The 19,731-nt window shown below is 74.3% G+C and carries 18 protein-coding genes and 1 tRNA gene; 13 read left to right on the forward strand and 6 right to left on the reverse strand.

Annotated features, from left to right (window positions below; translation table 11 throughout):
- Positions 1-129: 129 nt before the first annotated feature.
- A complete protein-coding gene (locus BKA00_RS07440) occupies positions 130-1,308 on the reverse strand; it encodes an acyl-CoA dehydrogenase family protein (protein ID WP_185024217.1) in 1,179 nt (392 codons plus the stop codon).
- A 117-nt stretch (positions 1,309-1,425) separates the two neighbouring features.
- Between BKA00_RS07440 and BKA00_RS07445 the strand changes: the two genes are divergently transcribed.
- From BKA00_RS07445 to BKA00_RS07475, 7 genes are all read left to right on the forward strand, one after another.
- A complete protein-coding gene (locus BKA00_RS07445; RefSeq protein ID WP_185024218.1) occupies positions 1,426-3,249 on the forward strand; it encodes a methylmalonyl-CoA mutase subunit beta in 1,824 nt (607 codons plus the stop codon).
- Entirely contained in the window at positions 3,246-5,468 is a 2,223-nt protein-coding gene (gene scpA, locus BKA00_RS07450) for a methylmalonyl-CoA mutase (RefSeq protein ID WP_185024219.1), read from the forward strand. The genes BKA00_RS07445 and scpA overlap by 4 nt, the downstream gene beginning before the upstream one ends.
- A gap of 65 nt (positions 5,469-5,533) precedes the next feature.
- Entirely contained in the window at positions 5,534-6,520 is a 987-nt protein-coding gene (gene meaB / locus BKA00_RS07455) for a methylmalonyl Co-A mutase-associated GTPase MeaB (protein WP_185024220.1), read from the forward strand.
- A gap of 79 nt (positions 6,521-6,599) precedes the next feature.
- Positions 6,600-7,601: a GNAT family N-acetyltransferase gene (locus tag BKA00_RS07460; RefSeq protein WP_185024221.1), complete on the forward strand. Its 1,002-nt coding sequence runs from the start codon at positions 6,600-6,602 to the stop codon at positions 7,599-7,601.
- Positions 7,602-7,693: 92 nt separating this feature from the next.
- A tRNA-Asn gene (locus BKA00_RS07465) sits at positions 7,694-7,764 on the forward strand.
- A 25-nt stretch (positions 7,765-7,789) separates the two neighbouring features.
- Entirely contained in the window at positions 7,790-8,230 is a 441-nt protein-coding gene (locus BKA00_RS07470; RefSeq protein ID WP_185024222.1) for an HNH endonuclease, read from the forward strand.
- Positions 8,231-8,428: 198 nt separating this feature from the next.
- The gene (locus BKA00_RS07475) at positions 8,429-9,451 is read left to right on the forward strand and encodes a coiled-coil domain-containing protein (RefSeq protein ID WP_230299067.1); all 1,023 of its coding nucleotides are present in this window, start codon (positions 8,429-8,431) and stop codon (positions 9,449-9,451) included.
- A 21-nt stretch (positions 9,452-9,472) separates the two neighbouring features.
- On the opposite strand, the gene BKA00_RS07480 is transcribed toward BKA00_RS07475, so the two are convergent.
- Positions 9,473-10,534 (reverse strand): Gfo/Idh/MocA family protein, encoded by a 1,062-nt coding sequence (locus BKA00_RS07480; protein WP_185024223.1) that lies wholly within the window; start codon positions 10,532-10,534, stop codon positions 9,473-9,475.
- A 127-nt stretch (positions 10,535-10,661) separates the two neighbouring features.
- On the opposite strand from BKA00_RS07480, the gene BKA00_RS07485 reads away from it, so the two are divergent.
- Together BKA00_RS07485 and BKA00_RS07490 are read left to right on the forward strand one after the other, a co-directional pair.
- Positions 10,662-12,311, forward strand: a complete 1,650-nt coding sequence (locus tag BKA00_RS07485) for an NAD(P)/FAD-dependent oxidoreductase (RefSeq protein WP_185024224.1) — start codon at positions 10,662-10,664, stop codon at positions 12,309-12,311.
- Positions 12,308-13,741: an ATP-binding protein gene (locus tag BKA00_RS07490; RefSeq protein ID WP_185024225.1), complete on the forward strand. Its 1,434-nt coding sequence runs from the start codon at positions 12,308-12,310 to the stop codon at positions 13,739-13,741. Before BKA00_RS07485 ends, BKA00_RS07490 begins: the two co-directional genes overlap by 4 nt.
- Here the strand turns inward: BKA00_RS07490 and BKA00_RS07495 are convergent.
- Complete coding sequence (locus BKA00_RS07495; RefSeq protein ID WP_185024226.1) at positions 13,735-14,136, reverse strand: VOC family protein; 402 nt, start codon at positions 14,134-14,136, stop codon at positions 13,735-13,737. The genes BKA00_RS07490 and BKA00_RS07495 overlap by 7 nt on opposite strands.
- A 56-nt stretch (positions 14,137-14,192) precedes the next feature.
- On the opposite strand from BKA00_RS07495, the gene BKA00_RS07500 reads away from it, so the two are divergent.
- Entirely contained in the window at positions 14,193-14,738 is a 546-nt protein-coding gene (locus tag BKA00_RS07500) for a MarR family winged helix-turn-helix transcriptional regulator (RefSeq protein ID WP_185024227.1), read from the forward strand.
- On the opposite strand, the gene BKA00_RS07505 is transcribed toward BKA00_RS07500, so the two are convergent.
- Positions 14,707-15,501 (reverse strand): class II aldolase/adducin family protein, encoded by a 795-nt coding sequence (locus tag BKA00_RS07505; RefSeq protein ID WP_185024228.1) that lies wholly within the window; start codon positions 15,499-15,501, stop codon positions 14,707-14,709. The genes BKA00_RS07500 and BKA00_RS07505 overlap by 32 nt on opposite strands.
- Before the next feature lie 126 nt (positions 15,502-15,627).
- Between BKA00_RS07505 and BKA00_RS07510 the strand changes: the two genes are divergently transcribed.
- The 3 genes from BKA00_RS07510 to BKA00_RS07520 all read left to right on the forward strand — a co-directional run bounded on the left by BKA00_RS07510 (position 15,628) and on the right by BKA00_RS07520 (position 18,042).
- The gene (locus BKA00_RS07510) at positions 15,628-16,776 is read left to right on the forward strand and encodes a helix-turn-helix domain-containing protein (RefSeq protein WP_185024229.1); all 1,149 of its coding nucleotides are present in this window, start codon (positions 15,628-15,630) and stop codon (positions 16,774-16,776) included.
- 70 nt (positions 16,777-16,846) lie between these two features.
- Positions 16,847-17,713 (forward strand): LLM class flavin-dependent oxidoreductase, encoded by an 867-nt coding sequence (locus BKA00_RS07515; protein ID WP_230299068.1) that lies wholly within the window; start codon positions 16,847-16,849, stop codon positions 17,711-17,713.
- Positions 17,713-18,042, forward strand: a complete 330-nt coding sequence (locus BKA00_RS07520; protein WP_185024230.1) for a DMT family transporter — start codon at positions 17,713-17,715, stop codon at positions 18,040-18,042. Before BKA00_RS07515 ends, BKA00_RS07520 begins: the two co-directional genes overlap by 1 nt.
- A gap of 12 nt (positions 18,043-18,054) precedes the next feature.
- Here BKA00_RS07520 and BKA00_RS07525 read toward each other — a convergent pair whose 3' ends face one another.
- Both BKA00_RS07525 and BKA00_RS07530 read right to left on the reverse strand, forming a co-directional pair.
- The gene (locus BKA00_RS07525; RefSeq protein WP_185024231.1) at positions 18,055-18,909 is read right to left on the reverse strand and encodes a helix-turn-helix domain-containing protein; all 855 of its coding nucleotides are present in this window, start codon (positions 18,907-18,909) and stop codon (positions 18,055-18,057) included.
- Positions 18,910-18,945: 36 nt separating this feature from the next.
- Entirely contained in the window at positions 18,946-19,695 is a 750-nt protein-coding gene (locus BKA00_RS07530; protein ID WP_185024232.1) for a hypothetical protein, read from the reverse strand.
- Positions 19,696-19,731 lie beyond the last annotated feature (36 nt).

The following is a 19,731-nucleotide window of genomic DNA, read 5'->3' on the forward strand; positions in this document are numbered from 1 at the left end:
CTTCCCTTGCGTGGTTCGGGGGCTGGGGGCTACGACGCCGAACTCTAGCAACGCCCCTAGCCACGGGGCCTTCGGGGGTACCCGAAGATCAGCCGTGGCCGGGGAGGGCGGCCGCGAGGCGGGGACGGATTAGACGAACGCCCCCATACCGGTCGCGGCGCGTCCGACGATCAGAGTGTTGATCTCCCGTGTGCCCTCGTAGGAGTAGAGCGCCTCGGCGTCGGCGACGAACCGGCCGATGCCGTAGTCGAGGACGATCCCGTTGCCCGCCATCAGCTCGCGCGCCCAGCCGACCGCCTCGCGCATGCGGCTGGTGCAGTAGGCCTTGGCGAGCGCGGAGTGCTCGTCGCGGTAGAGGCCCTCGTCCTGGAGCTGGGCGAGCCGCACCACCATGCCGAGCGAGGCGGTGGCGTTGCCGAGCATCCTGACCAGGAGGTCCTGGACGAGTTGGAACTTGGCGATCGGCCGCCCGAACTGCTCGCGGCCCACCGCGTAGTCGCGGGCGATCTCGTAGGCGGCGAGCATCACCCCGACGGCCTGCCACGCGACGCCGCTGCGCGTCTGGCGCAGGATCGCGGCGGTGTCCCGGAAGCCGTTCGCCCCGGCCAGCCGGTCGGACTCGGGGACCCGGCAGTCCTCCAGCACGATGTCGGCGTTCTGCACGGTCCGCAGCGCGATCTTGTTCTCGATCCGGGTCGCGCTGAACCCGGGCGTGCCCTTCGCGACGACGAACCCCTTCACCTGGTCGTCGGCCTCGTCCCTGGCCCACACGACGGTGTGGTCGGCGAAGGTGGCGTTGCCGATCCAGCGCTTGGCGCCGTTCAGCACCCAGTGGTCGCCGTCGCGCCGCGCGGTGGTCCGCAGGCCCAGCGCGACGTCCGAGCCGCCGTCCGGCTCGGTCAGCGCGAACGCGCCGATCTTCTCCATCCGCCCCATCGCGGGCAGCCACCGCTCGCGCTGCTCCGGGGACCCGCACCGCCCGATGCTGCCCATCGCGAGCCCGGCGTGCACCCCGAAGAACGTCGCCATGGACGGGTCCACCCGGGCCATGTCCATCGCGAGGAACCCGGTGAGCAGGCTGCTCGGCCGGTCGCCCGGGCACTCGTCGTAGGCCAGGCCCGCGATTCCGAGCTCCCCGTACTGCGGGATCAGGTCGAACGGGAACTCCGCCCGCGCCCAGCAGTCGTTCGCGATCGGCGCGACCTTCGCCTCCAGGAAGCCGCGCACCCTCCCGAGGATCTCCTTCTCCCGCCCGTCGAGGAGTTCCTGCATGTGGTAGAGGTCGCCGGGGAGTGGGTCCAGGGTCATGACCACCCCTCTTCCCGGACGGCGCACCGCTAACCCGCGCCCCGCGCGCCGCGCCGCGTACTGGTCAGCGGGACCCGGTTCCGAGCCGGATTCGGCCGCTCACCTACCATCCAGGACATGACGGTGCCGCCTGAAGAACTCGAACTGGCCGCCGCCTTCCCCGCGGCCGACCGCGACCGGTGGCGGGAGATGGTGAAGGGGGTGCTGCGCAGGTCCGGCGCGGCGGGCGAGGACACCCCCCTCGGCGAGATCGAGGGTCTGCTGACCCGGGAGTCCTACGACGGAGTGCCGATCGCCGCGCTCTACACGCGCGACGACGCGCCGCCGGGACGTCCCGGGCTGGCCCCCTACGTGCGCGAGGTGCGCCCCGACGGCGAGGGCATCGCCGGATGGGACGTCCGCCAGCGGCACGCCCACCCCGACCCGGCCGTCACCCGCGAGGCGATCCTCGCCGACCTGGAGAACGGGGCCACCTCCGTCTGGCTGCGGCTCGGCGAGGGCGGTCCGCCGGTGGCCGCGCTGCCCGAGGCGCTGCGCGGCGTCCTGCTCGATCTGGCCCCGGTGGTGCTGGACGCGGGCGCGTCGGCGGGCGAGGCCGCCCAGGCGTTCCTGGCCCTGGTCGCCGAGCGCGGGAACGCGGCCGAGGCGTCCGGCAACCTCGGCGCCGATCCGCTCGGCCTCGCGGCGCGCACCGGCACGCCCGGGTCACTGGACGAGGCCGCCGAGCTCGCCGTCCGCTGCGTCCGCGGGTTCCCCCGGCTGCGCGCGGTCGTCGCCGACGGGACCCCGTACCACGACGCGGGCGGCGGCGACGCCGAGGAACTGGGCGCCGCCGTCGCCGCCGGCGTCGCGTACCTGCGCGCCCTGACCGGCGCCGGGCTGAGCGTGGACGAGGCGTTCGGGCAGATCGAGTTCCGCCTCGCCGTCAACGCCGACCAGTTCTCCTCGATCGCCAAGCTCCGCGCCGCGCGCCGCCTGTGGGCGCGGGTGGCGGAGGTCTGCGGCGCCGCCGAGGGCACCGCCGCGCGCGTCCACGCGGTCACCTCCTCGGCGATGATGACGCGGCGCGACCCGTGGGTGAACATGCTGCGCACCACCGTCGCGGCGTTCGCCGCCGGGGTCGGCGGCGCGGACGCGGTCACCGTCCAGCCGTTCGACGCCCGCCTCGGCCTGCCCGACGGCTTCGCCCGGCGCATCGCCCGCAACACCCAGACGCTGCTGCTGGAGGAGTCGAGCCTGGCGCGCGTCGTCGACCCGGCGGGCGGCTCCTGGTACGCCGAGAGTCTCACCGAGGGCCTCGCCCAGGCCGCCTGGGCGTGGTTCACCGAGATCGAGAAGGCCGGGGGCCTGGCCGCCGCCCTCGACTCGGGCCTGGTCGCCCGCCGCCTCGCCGCCACCTGGGAGCGGCGCCGCGAGGACATCGCCCGCCGCAGGGCGCCGCTCACCGGCGTCAGCGAGTACCCCGACCTCGCCGAGACGCCGCCGGCCCGCGACCCGGCGCCGCCCGCGCCCGGCGGCGGCCTCCCGGTCGTCGCCTACGCCCAGGACTTCGAGGCGCTCCGCGACCGCTCCGACGCCCACGCCGAGGCCACCGGAGCCCGTCCGAAGGTCTTCCTCGCGACGCTCGGGCCGATCGCCGTCCACACGGCGCGCGCGTCCTTCGCCGCCAACCTCTTCCAGGCGGGCGGCATCGAGACGGTCACCGGCGCCCCGGAGGAGTTCGGGGCGTCCGGCGCCGCGGTCGCCTGCGTCTGCTCCAGCGACGCCCTCTACGAGGAGCAGGCCGCGGAGGCGGCACGGCTCCTGCGCGACGCGGGCGCGGTGAAGGTCTGGCTGGCGGGTAAGGGAACCTACGAGGGGGTCGACGCCCGCGTGCACGCGGGATGCGACGCGGTCGAGGTGCTGGAGACCACCCTCCACGATCTGGGAGTGAACGAATGATCCCCGACTTCACCGAGGTGGACCTCGGGACGGCGCCCCCCGCCGACGAGGCCGCCAAGCGTTGGCGCGCCGCGGTCGCCGACGCCACCGGAGCCGACCCCGAGGCCCAGACCTGGGACACCCCGGAGGGCATCGGCGTCAAACCCCTCTACACCGGCGACGACCTCGCCGGGCTCGACTTCCTCGGGACCTATCCGGGCATCGCGCCGTTCCTGCGCGGCCCCTACCCCGCGATGTACGCGACCCAGCCGTGGACGATCCGGCAGTACGCCGGCTTCTCCACCGCGGAGGAGTCCAACGCCTTCTACCGCCGCAACCTCGCGGCCGGGCAGAAGGGCCTGTCGGTCGCCTTCGACCTGGCCACGCACCGCGGCTACGACTCCGACCACCCGCGCGTGGCCGGCGACGTCGGCATGGCCGGGGTCGCGATCGACTCCATCTACGACATGCGCCAGCTGTTCGACGGCATCCCGCTGGACAGGATGAGCGTGTCGATGACCATGAACGGCGCCGTCCTGCCCGTCCTCGCGCTCTACATCGCCGCCGCGCAGGAGCAGGGGGTGGAGCCGGAGGCGCTCGCGGGGACGATCCAGAACGACATCCTCAAGGAGTTCATGGTCCGCAACACCTACATCTATCCGCCGCAGCCGTCCATGCGGATCATCTCCGACATCTTCGCGTACACCTCGCAGCGGATGCCGAAGTACAACTCCATCTCGATCTCCGGCTACCACATCCAGGAGGCCGGGGCCACCGCCGACCTGGAGCTCGCCTACACCCTCGCCGACGGAGTCGAGTACATCCGCGCCGGGCGCGAGGCGGGCCTCGACATCGACGCGTTCGCGCCGCGCCTGTCGTTCTTCTGGGCGATCGGGATGAACTTCTTCATGGAGGTCGCCAAGCTCCGCGCCGCGCGGCTGCTGTGGGCGCGGCTGGTGAAGACGTTCGAGCCGCGCAACCCCAAGTCGCTGTCGCTGCGGACGCACTCGCAGACGTCCGGCTGGTCGCTGACCGCGCAGGACGTGTTCAACAACGTCGCCCGCACCTGCGTCGAGGCCATGGCCGCCACGCAGGGCCACACCCAGTCCCTGCACACCAACGCGCTGGACGAGGCCCTCGCGCTGCCGACGGACTTCTCGGCCCGCATCGCCCGCAACACCCAGCTCCTCCTCCAGCAGGAGTCCGGGACCACCCGGACCATCGACCCCTGGGGCGGCAGCGCCTACGTGGAGCGGCTCACCTACGACCTCGCCCGCCGCGCCTGGGGCCACATCACCGAGGTCGAGCGGGCCGGAGGCATGGCCAAGGCGATCGACGAGGGGCTGCCCAAGCTGCGCATCGAGGAGGCCGCGGCCCGCACCCAGGCCCGCATCGACTCGGGGCGGCAGCCCGTCATCGGCGTCAACAAGTACCGGCCCGACGTCGAGCAGGAGATCGAGGTCCTGAAGGTCGACAACGCCTCCGTCCGCGCGCAGCAGATCGACAAGCTGCGCCGGCTGCGCGAGGAGCGCGACGAGACCGCCACGCGGGCCGCGCTGGAGGCGCTGACCCGCGCCGCCGAGGCCGCCGAGGACGGCACCCGCCCGCGGGGCCTGGAGCACAACCTGCTCGCGCTCGCCATCGACGCCGCCCGGGCCGAGGCGACCGTCGGCGAGATCTCCGACGCCCTGGAGCGGGCCTACGGGCGGCACGCGGCGCAGATCCGTACGATCTCCGGTGTGTACCGGGAGGAGGCGGGGCGGGTGGCGAGCATCGAGAAGGCGCGGGCCGCGGCCGCCGCGTTCGAGGAGGCCGAGGGCCGCCGGCCCCGGATCCTCGTGGCCAAGATGGGGCAGGACGGGCACGACCGCGGCCAGAAGGTGATCGCGACCGGGTTCGCCGACCTCGGCTTCGACGTCGACGTGGGCCCGCTGTTCCAGACGCCCGGCGAGGTGGCCCTGCAGGCCGTCGAGGCCGACGTGCACGTCGTCGGCGTCAACTCGCTCGCCGCCGGGCACCTGACGCTGGTCCCCGCGCTGCGCGAGGAGCTGGCCGCGCTGGGCCGCGACGACATCATGATCGTCGTCGGCGGCGTCATCCCGCCCGGCGACTTCGAGGAGCTGCGCGCGGCCGGCGCCTCGGCGATCTTCGGGCCCGGCACCGTCCTGGCGGACGCGGCGATCGGACTGCTGGAGGAGCTCACCGCCGCGCTCGGGCACGGCGCGCCCGAGCGCGCCTGAGGGCGGCGCGGGATGACGAGGGAAGACGGCGCCGCGGGGCGCCCGGCGGGCGCGCGGACGGCGCCGTGAGCGCGCCGGGCCTCGACGACTACGCGGCCGGGGTGCGGGACGGGTCGCGGGCGTGGATCGCGCGGGCGATCACGCTCGTGGAGTCGGCGCGCCCGGACCACCGGGAGCTGGCGCAGAAACTGCTGGTCGAGCTGACCCCGCACGCCGGGAACGCCCGCCGCGTCGGGATCACCGGCGTGCCCGGGGTCGGCAAGTCGACGTTCATCGACGCGCTCGGCACCCGGCTGACGGGGGAGGGCCACCGGGTCGCGGTCCTCGCCGTGGACCCGTCCTCCACCCGGACGGGCGGCAGCATCCTCGGCGACAAGACCCGCATGCACCGCCTCGCCACCGACCCGGCCGCGTTCATCCGCCCCTCGCCCACCGCCGGGACGCTCGGAGGCGTCGCGAAGGCCACCCGCGAGGCGATGGTGGTCATGGAGGCCGCCGGGTACGACGTCGTCCTGGTCGAGACGGTCGGCGTCGGGCAGTCCGAGACGGCCGTCGCCGAGATGGTCGACTCCTTCCTGTTCCTCACCCTCGCCCGCACAGGCGACCAGCTCCAGGGGATCAAGAAGGGCGTGCTGGAGCTGGCCGACGTCATCGCGGTGAACAAGGCCGACGGGGAGCACCGCGGGGAGGCCGAGCGCGCCGCCCGCGAGCTGGCGGGCGCGCTGCGGCTGCTGCGCAGCGACGAGCGCGTCCGCGGCACCCCGGTCCTGACGTGCAGCGCCAGGGAGGGCACCGGGCTGGAGGAGGTGTGGGGCGCGCTCGCCGAGCACCAGGACCGGCTCCGCGAGTCCGGCGAACTGGAGGCCCGCCGGCGCCGCCAGCAGGTCGGCTGGACGTGGGAGCTGGTCCGCGACCGGCTGCTGTCGGACCTGCGCGGGCATCCCGGCGTCCGGGCGGCGGCGCCCGGCCTGGAGCGGGAGGTCGCGGAGGGGACGCTGACGCCCGCTCTGGCCGCCGAGCGCATCCTGGAGGCGTTCTCGCGGGACCGCTGAACGGGGTTCCCGTATGCCCGAAACCTTGGGTTGTCCCAGGTCCCGGTCACGGCGCGCGGGGATCAGGTACAAAAGTCGGATGGACGTCATCGCACTCGATGATCCGACGGACGCGCAGATCCGGGAGTGGCACTCGGTGCTCGCCGCCGTCCACGCCGCCGAACCGGACGGCGAGCCCGCGCCCGATCCGGAGCGGACGGCGCGGCTGCTGCTCGGCGCGGAGGCGGGCGCGCGGCAGCGGCTGTGGGCCGCGGCCGCCGGCGGGCCGGGGGCCGGCGGCGCCCTGGTCGCGGTGGCGGCGCTGCGGCTGCCCGGCGAGCCGGGCGCCGGGCGTCCCGGCGAGGTCGACATCCAGGTCCGCCCCGAGCACCGGCGCCGCGGCCTCGGCGGCCGGCTCCTGGCCGCGGCCGCGGAGGGCCTGCGCGCCGACGGCCGCTCCAGCGTGATCGCCCAGGTTCTCGCGGGCACCCCGGCCGTCCCGTTCCTGGAGTCGCACGGCTTCGAGTGCGTGCTGACCCTGCGCGGCATGCTGCTGCGGCTGGACGACGTCCCCGCCGAGCGCGTGGCGCGGCTGCTGGCCGAGTCGCCCGCCGGGTACCGGCTCGTGCGCTGGCGGGGCGTGGTGCCGGACGAGCACGCCGACGCCCTGGCCCGCGCCAAGCACGCCATGGCCGATTTCGCCGAGTACGAGGGGACGCCCTGGGACGCGCTCCGCGTCCGCGAGATGGCCGAGATCGTCGCCAAGCGCGGCGACGACCTCTACACGGTGGCGGCGCTGTCCGGAGGCGTGATCGCCGGGTTCACCGAGGTCGTGGTGCCGGCGGGGTGCGCCGGGCGCGCGGCGCAGTACGACACGGCGGTGCTGCCCGAGCACCGCGGCAGGCGGCTCGGCATCTGGGTGAAGGCGGCGATGCTGCGCTGGCTGGGGGAGGAGTGCCCCGGCGTCCGGGAAATCGAAACGGACAATTCCGGCGACAACGCCCACATGCTCGCCGTGAACGAGGAGCTCGGCTTCCGCCTGGAGCGCGAGTCCCTGGAGTACCAGGCCGCCGTGTCGGCTCTCCCCGCCTCCGGTCGCTGACCGGAAAACACGTTGCCCCCGCGGCCCGCCGCTGGGCATTCTCATGGAGGTCTTCCGGGAAATGCCCGGAAGGCGGAGAATTGCCGAAGCATTTCCTTGTAGTTCAACGGCAGAACGCCGCACTGTTAATGCGGATATCCAGGTTCGAATCCTGGCGGGGGAGCGGCACGGGCTAGGGAGGTGACCCGGTGAACGTGCTCGTCCTGAACGCGTCGTACGAACCCATGCAGAGGGTCGATCTGCGGCACGCCATCCGCATGCTGGTGCGCGAGGTGGCCGTGGTTGAGGAGGCGGAGGAGGGGCGCACCTTCGGCAGCTTCCCGGTCCCGCGGGTCCTGCGGCTCGTCCGCTACGTCGCGATGCGCTGGAGGCACGGCAGGCGCCCGCCGTGGAGCAAGCGCGGCGTGTACCTGCGCGACGGGGGCCGCTGCCTCTACTGCGGGAAGCGCGGCAACACGATCGACCACGTCCACCCGCAGTCCCGCGGCGGCGCGGACACCTGGGAGAACACCGTCCTGGCGTGCGGCAGGTGCAACAACCGCAAGGGCGACCGGACGCTCGCCGAGGCCGGGCTGCGGCTGCCGTCGCCGCCGCGGGTGCCGCGCTGGGAGGAGCTCGTCGGGACGTGACGCGCCCGCCGGGTTCGCCCGGCGGGCGCGGGGGAGGGGCCGGACCGCAGCGGGGCGGTCCGGCCCCTCGGCCTCTGGCGGACGGCGCCGTCCGGTAGTGCGGGTGTGACGGTGCGTGTTTTGTGAAGCTTGTGAGGTAAATAGGGCGATTGTGGTAATGTGCCGCCAATCTTGAGCTTTGTTATCTAGGAGAGATCTGTGGCGGCCCTCGATCCCCCCGGCAGGAATCCCCGCCCCCCGCGCGGGCGCGGGACGGCGAAGCGACTCGCGGCGCTGGCGCTCGCGGCGGGCGTCTCGGCGGCGCTGCCGCCGGTGTCGGGCAGCGCGGCGGCCCTCCCACAGCAGCCGAAGGACCTGAAGAAGGAGTACGCCAAGCTCAAGGCGCGCTCGGAGAAGCTCTCCAAGGAGTACCGGGGCGAACTGGTCTCCCTGGAGGAGGCGAAGAAGGCCGCCGAACGCGCAGGCGCCGACGCGACGAGGGCCGGCCGCGAGTACGACGCCGCCCGCGTCGACGTGGCCCGCCTGGCGTCCACCACCTACATGACCGGCCGCCTCGACGTCATCCCGATGATGTCCTCGGCCGAGCCGGGCGCCGCCGTCCGCGACGCCGCCGTGATCGAGCACATCACCCGCAACAACGGGCGCCGCATCCAGAACCTGGAGGCCCTGAACACCAGGGCGGTCCAGTCGAACGCGACGGCCAGGAAGAAGCTGGACGAGGTCAAGAAGGAGATCGACGACCTGGAGGGCCAGCGCGCCCGCGTCAAGAAGCTGCTCGCCAAGTACAAGCCGGAGACGACCCGCACCACCGCCCCCGCCGGCGGCGGACGCCCGGACGGGGCGAGCGGCACCAAGTCCCCGATCGTCGGCAACTCCATGACCGCGCGGATGCGGACCGCGCTACTGGAGATCGACGGCAAGTTCGGCGCCTTCCCCACCATCGGCTGCGCGCGCCCCGGCGACCCGCAGGACCACGGCTCGGGCCGGGCCTGCGACTTCATGGAGAGCACCGGCGGCAAGATGCCGAGCGCGTCGGCCCAGGCGCACGGCGACCGGGTCGCCCAGTACGTGATCGACAACGCGTCCCGCCTCGGCATCAAGTACGTCATCTGGAAGCAGCGCATCTACGACATGCGCGGCAGCGGCGGCTGGAGCCAGATGGAGGACCGCGGCAGCGTCACCCAGAACCACTTCGACCACGTCCACGTCTCCGTGCTCTGACGGGTCCGCGTCCGCCCGCCCCTACTCTCGCCGCTCGCCGGGTTCGACGACGGCGGACTCGCGGGCGGAGCGGGCGGCGGCCTCGATGACCTCCAGCCCGGTGATCGCCTCGGCGAGGGTGACCGGGGGCGGCGCGCCGTCCCGCAGGGTGCGCAGGACACCGGCGTAGAAGTCGTGGTACGCCCCGGCGGCCGTGGGCTCCGGCGCCTCGTGCCCGGGGGCGCCGAGCGTGCCGCTGGACCCGGGCGGGGCGATGCCGTAGCCGGGGTCCTTGGGGGTGAGGCCCGCGCGGAGCTGCTCCTCCTGGACGTCCATGCCCGAGACCGCGTACGCCGCGCCGCTGCCGAGCACCCGGAAGCGCGGCCCGGGGGCGGCCGCGGTGGCGCTCATCCAGAGATGCGACCGGGCGCCGCCCGGGTGGGTCAGGGCCACGAACACGTCGTCGGCGGCCGTGGCTCCCGGGCGGCGGGTGTCGATCTCGGCGTAGACCCGGTCCGGGGGGCCGAGCAGCGCGATGGCCTGGTCGACGAGATGCGACCCGAGGTCGAACAGGATGCCGCCCGCGTCGCGGGGGTCGGCGCTCTCCTTCCAGCTCTCCCTGACCCGCGGCCGCCAGCGCTCGAAGCGGGACTCCAGGCGCAGGACGTCGCCGAGGGCGCCCGAGGAGGCCAGCCGCCGCACCGTCTGGAAGTCGCCGTCCCAGCGGCGGTTGTGGAAGGGGAAGACCGGCAGGCCCCGGACGGCGCTCAGCGCGGCGAGGGAGCGGGCGTCGGCCGAGGTGGCCGCGACGGGCTTGTCCACGACGACGGGCAGGCCCGAGGTCAGCGCGGTCCGGGCCAGCGGCACGTGCTGCCGGTTGGGGGCGGTGACCACCACCAGGTCGCAGGCGCCCGAGGCCCCCCACAGCCGGTCCACGCTGTCGAGGACCTCGGCCTCGGGGTACCGCTCGCGCACGGCCCGCTGCCGCTCTGGGGCGCCGGTGACGACCGCGGCCAGCCGCATCCCCGGCACGGACGAGATCAGCGGGGCGTGGAACACCGAGCCGCCGGTGCCGTATCCGATCAGAGCAACACGCAGGTCCATGTCCCGATCATGACCGATGGCGCGGCGGCGGCCGGGCGGCGGGGCCCCGATCGGCGGTTCCGGCCCCGCGCGGCCGGGGCCGGATCCACGTAGGCTTTCGTATGGGTTGGTCCGGAACGAGGGGGACATGTTGTCCAAACCAGTGCTGCTGACGGTCGACGACGACCCGGGGGTGTCCCGGGCCGTGGCGCGGGACCTGCGCCGCCGCTACGCCGAGGCGTACCGGATCGTGCGCGCCGAGTCGGGCGGTCAGGCCCTGGAGGCGCTGGGCGAACTGCGGCTGCGCGGCGACGACACGGCCGTGCTGCTCGCCGACTACCGGATGCCCGGGATGGACGGCGTGGAGTTCCTGGAGCGCGCCATGGACCTGTTCCCGTTCGCGCGCCGGATCCTCCTCACCGCCTACGCCGACACCGACGCGGCGATCCGCGCCATCAACGACGTCGACCTCGACCACTACATGCTGAAGCCGTGGAACCCGCCGGAGGAGAAGTTCTACCCGGTGATCGACGAGCAGCTGGACGCCTGGGCGCGCGTCGACCGCCGCCCGCCGGGCGAGCTGCGGGTGGTGGGGCACCGCTGGTCGGCCCGCTGCTACGAGGTCCGCGACTTCCTGGCCCGCCACCAGGTTCCCTACACCTGGCTGATGGACGGCGACCCCGAGGGCGCCGAGCTGGTCGCGGCGGCCGCGTGCCCGGAGCTGCCGCTGATCGTGACCGCGGACGGGGGGACGCTGTCGGCCCCGTCCGACGCCGAGCTGGCCGCCGCGGTCGGCCTGCCGAGCACCCCGTCCACCGGCTTCTACGACCTGATCGTCGTCGGCGGCGGCCCGTCCGGGCTCGGGGCGGCCGTGTACGGGGCGTCCGAGGGCCTGAAGACGGTGGTCGTGGAGCGCCGCGCCCTCGGCGGCCAGGCCGGGCAGAGCTCCCGCATCGAGAACTACCTCGGCTTCCCCGACGGGGTGAGCGGCGCCCAGCTCGCCGACCGGGCCCGCCGCCAGGCCGACCGGTTCGGCGCCGAGCTGCTGCAGGCCGGCGAGGTCACCGCGCTGGAGTCGCGGGGCACGGCCCGGGTGGCGCGGCTGTCGGACGGCACCGAGATCGCCGCGCACGCCGTCATCCTCGCCACCGGCGTCTCCTACCGGCGCCTCAACGCGGAGGGCGTGGACGACTTCGTCGGGCGCGGCGTGTACTACGGCGCCGCGCTCACCGAGGCGCCGTCCTGCGCGGGCGAGGAGGTCGCCGTCGTCGGCGGCGCCAACTCCGCGGGCCAGGCGGCCGTGCACCTGGCCAAGTACGCGAAGAAGGTGCACATCATCGTCCGGGCCGACGGCCTGGAGAAGTCGATGTCGCACTACCTGGTCGAGCAGATCGCGGCGACGCCCAACATCGAGGTGCACACCGGCAAGACGGTGTGCGCGGCGGAGGGCGCCGACCGGCTGGAACGGCTCACCTTCGCGTGGCCGGGCGGCAGGAAGACCATCGACGCGCACTGGCTGTTCGTGTTCATCGGCGCGGAACCGGGCACGGGGTGGCTGGACGGCTTCGTCGAGCGCGACGCGCGCGGGTACGTCGTGACCGGGCCCGACCTCGTCGGCGGGGGCCGCCGCCCCGCCGGGTGGCCGCTCGCCCGCCAGCCCTACCACCTGGAGACCAGCGTCCCCGGGGTGTTCGCGGCGGGCGACGTCCGCTCGGAGTCGATGAAGCGGGTGGCGTCCGCGGTCGGCGACGGCGCCATGGCCGTCGCGTTGGTCCACCGGTATCTGGAGCAGTCATGAGCACCGCGTCACCGGAGCAGCTGCGGGAGCTGTTCCTCTTCGAGGACCTCGACGACGAGAAGCTCGGCTGGCTGTCTGCCTGCGGGACGGTCGCGGAGTACCCGCGGGACGCGATGATCTGCGCGCAGGGTGACGCGGCCGAGTTCCTCTACGTGCTCCTCGACGGCGAGATGGTGATGACCCAGAACGTCCGGGGCCACGTGGCGCAGGTCAGCCGGACCGACCGTCCCGGCACCTATGGCGGGGCCGTGCAGGCGTACCTGGGCGACAAGATCGATCAGAGGTACCAGCACTCGCTGCGCGCGACGTGCCCCACGCGGGTCTTCGTGCTGCCGGCCTACAAGTTCGGCAAGATGGTCCGCAAGTGGTTCCCGATGGCCACGCACCTGCTGGAGGGCGTCTTCTTCGGGATGACCAACGCGCGGCGCGTCGTCGACCAGCGCGAGCGCCTTACCGCGCTCGGCACGATCACCGCGGGCCTCACCCACGAGCTGAACAACCCGGCCGCCGCCGCGGCACGGGCCAGCGCCGAACTCGGCGACCGGCTGATCGGCGCGCAGAAGAGCCTGGCCGGCCTCGCCGCGCAGGGCGTCGACTGCACGCATCTGAGCGCGCTCGTGTCGCTGCGCCCGGTGCTGCCCGCCGCGCCCGGCGGGCGCCGCAGCCCGCTGGAGGTCAGCGACGCCGAGGACGAGCTGGGCGACTGGCTGGAGGAGCACGGCGTCGACGACGCCTGGGACCTCGCGCCCGGCCTGGTGGCCGCCGGGATCGGCATCGAGCAGGCGGAGGAGGTCGAGCGGGCGGCGGGCGGCCATCTGCCGGGCGCGGTGCGCTGGCTGGCCGAAGTGCTGGAGGTGACCCAGCTCCAGGCGGAGATCTCCGAGGCGATGGGCCGCATCACCGCGCTGCTGGACTCGGCCCGCCAGTACTCCCAGCTCGACCGCGCGCCCTACCAGCGCACCGACCTGCGCGAGCTCCTGGACAGCACGCTCACCATGCTCAAGCGCAAGTTCGGGGACGGCGTGACGGTGAAGACCGTCTACGACGAGACGCTGCCGCCCGTCCCGGTCTACGCGGCCGAGCTGAACCAGGTGTGGACGAACCTGATCGTGAACGCGCTGCAGGCGATGCGGGGCAGCGGCACGCTGACGATCCGCACCGCCCGCGAGAACGACTACGCGCTGGTGGAGATCGCCGACACCGGGACCGGCATCCCCGAGGAGGACCTCGACCGCATCTTCACGCCGTTCTTCACCACGAAGCCGGTGGGGCAGGGCACGGGGCTCGGCCTCGACATCTCCTGGCGCATCGTCGCGGGCCGGCACGGCGGCGACATCCGGGTGGAGTCGCTGCCCGGCGACACCCGGTTCCAGGTCCTGCTCCCGCTCACCGAGCCCGCCGAGGAGCCGGCAGAGGAGCCCGCTCAGTAGGACTGGAGCTCCAGCAGGTTGCCGCCGGGGTCGCGCAGATGGGCGGTGCGCAGCCCCGGCCCCCACTCGGGGCGGTCCCGCGGCCCGGCGACCTGGACGGCGCCGAGCCCGCGGAGCGTCCCGGCCGCCGCGTCCACGTCGTCCACGCGCAGCACGAGCATCGAGCCGTCCTGCCCGGACGGCGCGGGCAGATCGGCGGTGCCGACGGCCTCCGCCATCCGCGCGCGCCCCATCACCGACAGCGCGGCCTCGCCCCGCAGGTCCCAGTTCGCGTACGCGGCATCCGGGACCAGCTTGACCGGCTCGATCCCGAGCAGCGCGCGCAGCGCCGCCTCGTAGAAGCCCGCGCAGGCTTCGAAGTCGTCCACCAGAAGGCGCGGATACAGCGCGTCCATGCCGTCCTCGATTCATGGGTGTTCACCAATGATTGGGGCAACCCTACAATAGGCGGATGCACGACACCGCCGGGCCGCTGCCGCCCCGCCTGCTCGGGATCACCACGTTCGTGCTCGCCCAGGTGGGGCGGGCCGGACGGGCGCGGATGGGCCGCATGATGGACGAGCACGGCCTCGGCCTCTGGCACTTCGCCGTCCTGTCCGCGCTGGACGACGACGCGCCCGCCTCGCAGCGCGACCTGGGCGTCCGGCTGCGCATCGACCCGAGCGACCTCGTCGAGGTCGTGGGCCGGCTGGAGGGGGCCGGGCTCGTCCGCCGCGAACGCGACCCGGCCGACCGCCGCCGCTACGTGGTCGAGCTGACCGCCGAGGGCCGCGCGGAGCTGGACGAGGTCACCCGCCGCGCGGCGGCGCTGGACGCCGAGATGCTGGCGCCGCTCGCCCCGGACGACCGGGCCGCCCTCGAGCGCATCGCCCGCGTCCTGCTCGCCCACCACGATCCGCGGGCGCGGCCGGGGCACGCGAAGGCCCCGGCGCCGCCGAGCGCGCCGGGGCCGGGGGAGGAGCGGCCTACTCGAACAGGTCGGGCTGCTCGCGGGTGATCTGGTCGTAGAGGGGCTGGTAGTTGATCCAGCCGACCAGGTCGTTGCCGATCTGCTCGTGGGTCAGGACGGCGTTGTCGTGCTCGATCGGGACGACCTGCCCCGCGGCCTTGGCCAGCAGCTGCACCTGGCAGGAGCGCTCCATCGTGATGAACCACCACGCGGCGGCGTCCACGGTGTCGCCGACGGTGAGCAGGCCGTGGTTGCGCAGGATCACGGCCTTGTGGCCCCCGAGGGCGGCGGCGATGCGCTTGCCCTCCTCCAGGTCGGTGACGACGCCGGTGTAGTCGTCGAACAGGCCGTGGTCCTGGTAGAAGGCGCACACGTCCTGCGTGATCGGCTCCAGTTTCTGCCCGAGCGCGGAGATCGCCCGCCCGTAGGTGGAGTGGCTGTGCGCGGCCGCGACCACGTCCGGGCGCGCCTGGTGCACCTGCGAGTGGATCGCGAACGCCGCCTCGTTGACCGGGTAGCGGCCCTCGACGACCTTGCCCTCGTGGTTCACCAGGATCAGGTCGCTGACCCGGATGTGCTTGAACGACATGCCGAACGGGTTCACCCAGAAATGGTCGGTGCGCTCGGGGTCGCGGGCGGTGATGTGCCCGGCCACGCCCTCCTCGAACCCGAACTTGCCGAAGATGCGCAGCGCGGCGGTGAGCCGCTCCTTGCGGTGCCGGCGCTCGTCCGCGACGTCGTCGAACGTGGGCGGCAGCCGGAAGATCAGGTCGGTCGGCAGCTTCTCCAGGAACTCTTCCTCGTCGGACATCGCGTACTCCTTGACTCGTCTCCCGACCACCGAACACCAGGGCCGGCCCTCCCGGCTAGACCGGCGGCGCCCAACGCCCAGGGGCCGGGTTGTCCGGAACGGACAACGAGGCCGCACAATGAAGGCATGGAGCCCAGCGCGGACGACCGCTTCCTGCGGTTGCTGATCGAGCACACCGACGACCCGGTGCTGCTGGAGGCGACGGTCCGCGCCGCCCGCGGCCGGTCGGAGCTGGTGGCCGCGCTCCCGGAGGAGGAGACCAGGCGGCACACCCGCGCCCTGGTCCACGGGGTGCTCGCCGCGCTGGAGGACGGCGAGCCGAGCGAGGAGGTGCTCGCGGCGGCGGAGCGGCTCGGCTCGGACCGGGCCCGGCAGGGCGTGCCCGTCGCGGCCTTCCTGGACGGCTTCCAGGCCGGCCGGGCCCACCTCGTCCGGGCGCTCGTCGCCGACGGCCGCCGCCGGGGCGTCCCGGACGCGGCGCTGCTCGACGGCGTGACCCGCATCGACGAGATCACCACCGCGCTGGTGCGGCGGATGGTCCACGCGCACCGGGTCGCCGAGCTGGAGATGGCGCGGACCGTCCGCGAGGGGCGCCTCCAGATGCTCCGGCAGTTGCTGCACGGAGAGTCCGTCCCCGTGCTCGCCCCGCTGGACCCCCGCGCCGCCTACCACTGCGTGGTCTCCGACCTCAGCGACCCCGCCGTGGCGGGACGGCTGGAGGCGGCGCTGACGGCCGCCGGGCCCGGCCTGTGCGGGCTCGTCGACGGGCGGCTCGCGGCCCTCGTCGCCCGGCTGCCCGGACCGCGGGAGCCCGCCGCCGGGCCCTCCGGCCCGCTGCTGGTGGCGGCCCCGCCCGCCCGTCCCGGCGAGGTCGCCCCGATGTACGCGCTCGGACGGCGGGCGCTGCGGGCGGGCGCCGCCGCCGGGCTCGCCGGGATGCGGGAGCTGGCCGACCTCGCGCTGCTCACCGCCACCGAGGCCGAGCCGGAGCTCGGCGGGCTGCTCGCCGGCGCGCTGCTGGCGGGCCTCGACCCCGGAGAGCCGTTCCACCGGGAACTGGCCGGGACCGCGCTGGCCTACCTCGACCACGGCGGCCGGATCGAGCCGACGGCCGCGGCGCTGCACGTCCACGGGAACACCGTGAAGTACCGGATCCGCCGCTTCCAGGAGCTGACCGGGCGGCCGCTGTCCGACCCCGGCGCGGGCGCGGCCGTGTCGCGGACCGCGAACTGGTGGTGGGCCCTGCACCGGTGGCTTGCGCAGTCCGGTGCGTGAAGCGCCGCGGCGGCATGTATCAATTGGTGGAGGCGTTCAGCGAGGGGCGCCGGAGAGAACGGAGGAGCCGGTGACCGCACCGAGGATCGGCGCCGTGATGTGGCCCATGCGGTCCTGGCCGGAGGCCGGGGAGCCGTGGCGGCGTGCCGAGGACCTCGGGTTCCGGCACGCGTGGGTGTACGACCACATCGCCTGGCGCGGCACGACGCCCTGGTACGACGCCTACACCACGCTCGCCGCCGCCGCGGCGGTCACCTCCCGCGTCCGGATCGGCACGCTGGTGACCTCGCCGAACTTCCGGCATCCCGTGCCGACCGCGCACGCCATCAAGACCATCGACCACGTGAGCGGCGGGCGCCTGACCGTCGGCGTCGGGGCGGGCGGCACGCGCCGCGCGTCCGACGCCGGGATCCTCGGCGGCGACTGGACCCCGGGCGAGCGCGCCTCCCGCTTCGCCGAGTGGGTGGAACTGCTGGACCGCCTGCTGACCGACCCCGAGACCTCCTTCGAGGGCGAGTACTACACCGCGCGCGAGGTCGTGCAGGAACCGGGCTGCGTCCAGCGCCCCCGCGTGCCGTTCGTCATCGCGGGGGACGGGCCGCGCGGGATGCGGCTCGCCGCCCGGTACGGCACCGGCTGGGTGACCAGCGCCCACGGCGAGGGGGACGAGCCGTACGGCATCGTCCGCTCCCGGCTGGAGGCCCTGCGCGCCGCGTGCGACGCCGAGGGCCGCCGCGTCGACGACCTCGTTCTGCTGACCGGCTTCAACGAGGAGCCCTGGCTGGAGTCGACCGGCGCGTTCGCCGACCTGGCCGGCCGCTACGCCGAACTCGGCATCACCGAGATCGCGCTGCACTGGCCCCGCCCCGGCTCGCCGTTCGAGGCGGACATGAAGGTCTTCGAGGCGATCGCCGCCGAGCACGGCGAGGCCCGCTGATGCCGTTCGTCCTGCTCGGCCTGGCGATCGCCTTCGAGGTCACGGCGACGCTGGCGATGCGCGCCTCCGACGGCTTCACCCGGCTCGCGCCCTCGCTGATCGTGGTGGCCGGGTACCTGATCTCCTTCGTCTTCATGGCCAAGGCGCTGACGTCGCTGAACGTCGGGCCCGTCTACGCCATCTGGTCCGCGCTCGGCACGATCGGCGCCTTCGCGGGCGGCGTCCTGCTGTTCGACGAGCCGGTCAAACCGGTGACCATCGCCGGCGCCGTCATCATCGTGCTCGGCGTCGTCGTGATGAACCTGGGCGGCGGCGTGCACCAGAGCTGACCCGGGGGCCGCTCAGGCGGAGGCCCCGGCCGCCGCGGAGGCGCTCCGCCGCTGCGGCCGTCCGCCGACCAGCTCGGTGGGCGTGCAGCCCGCCAGGGTGCGGAAGTCGCGGTTCAGATGGGCCTGGTCGTAGTAGCCGCAGGTGAACGCGGCCTCGGCGAGCCCGGCGCCGCCGCGCAGCAGCCCGACGGCGCGCTGGAAGCGCAGCACCCGCGCCATCACCTTGGGCGGCAGCCCGGCCTGCTCCCGGAACCGGTGGGTCAGGTGCTTGCGGCTCCAGCCGACGTCGGCGGCGAGGTCGGCGACCGACAGGCCGGGATCCCCGTCCAGCAGCCGCCACGCCCGGGCCACCTCCCGGTCGGGGACCGGGCCGGTGCCGAGGCGGCGCAGCAGGAAGGCGTCCAGGACGGCGAACCGCGCGCCCCAGGTCCGCGCGTCGGCGAGCCGCTCGACCAGCGTCCGCGCCTCCCGGCCCAGCAGGTCGGGCAGGTCGGCGGCGGTGTTGGTGAGCCGCGCCATCGGGACGCCGAGCAGCGTGTAGGCGCCGAGCGGCGTCACGTCGAGCTGGATGCCGCGCTGCCCGCCGGGGCTGAGGTACAGGCCGTGGCCGTCGTGCATCCCCGCGACGAACGACCCGTACGCGCGGTCGCGTACCCCCGGGTCGGGGACCTCCAGATGGAGCGGCGGGCCCAGGTTGAGGATCACCACGGTGGTGCGGGCGGGGAGGGTCCTCATCCGGGACGGCACCGCCTCCGTCTCCCAGTAGCCGTCGTAGGAGCGAAGGAACGGGCGCAGCGCGGGGTGGGGGCGGGCACGCGCCAGGCACCAGCCGCCCCGGTCGCTGAACTCGACCGGCCTGTCGCTCATGGTGCCAGTCCTACCACGTGGCACCGACAGGACGGACTACTCGTACATCTGCCCGCAGACCGCGATGCGGGCCAGGTCGGCCCAGCTCATCGTGGTGATCGTGCGGACATAGGAGCGCGCAGGCGGCTCGCCGGGGCCGGCCGGCAGCGGCACGCGGGCGCCGTCGTCCGCGTCCCACCCGCCGAGGCTGCCCGCCACGGCGCACTCCAGGTAGGTCGCCGGGTCGAAGTTGTACCAGCGGGCCGGGGTGGCGCGGGCGCCCGAGCCCGGCGGCCGGGGCGCCTCCACGCCGAACCGGGCCCGCGGGCCCGGGGGAGCGGCCAGGAAGTCCTCCAGGTCGGCGATCTGGGAGAGCAGGACGCGCTCCCAGTCGGCGTACCCCTCCGGCCGGTCCCCGGGCAGCGACAGGTCCTTGCCGCTCCAGGCGGGATCGAAGGCGGCGGGCGGCGTGGCGGCGGCCGCCGCGAACACCGCCGCCACGTCGTCGGGTTCCAGCCGCGCCCGGTCGGCGAGCACGGCGCCGACCTTCCACAGCGAGCGCAGGAACGCCGACAGCGACCAGGAGGCCGCCCTCGCCTCCTGCCCCAGCTGGAGGAACACCAGGTACAGGTCGCGGTTGGTGCGCACGGCGGGGCCCGGCGGGCCGTCCACCCAGTACGTCTGCCCGTGCCGGGCGCCGCTCTCCAGGACCATGGCCTGGGCCAGTGCGGAGACGCGGGAGTCGTGCGCCGCGACGCGGAAGACGTTGCCGAGGTCGTCCTGCCGCATGACGTCCCAGGTGTGCATCCGGGTCCTCCAGGGTCGGTGCGGTGATCCACGCCC

The sequence above is a fragment of the Actinomadura coerulea genome, from assembly GCF_014208105.1.
GTDB classification, from domain to species: domain Bacteria; phylum Actinomycetota; class Actinomycetes; order Streptosporangiales; family Streptosporangiaceae; genus Spirillospora; species Spirillospora coerulea.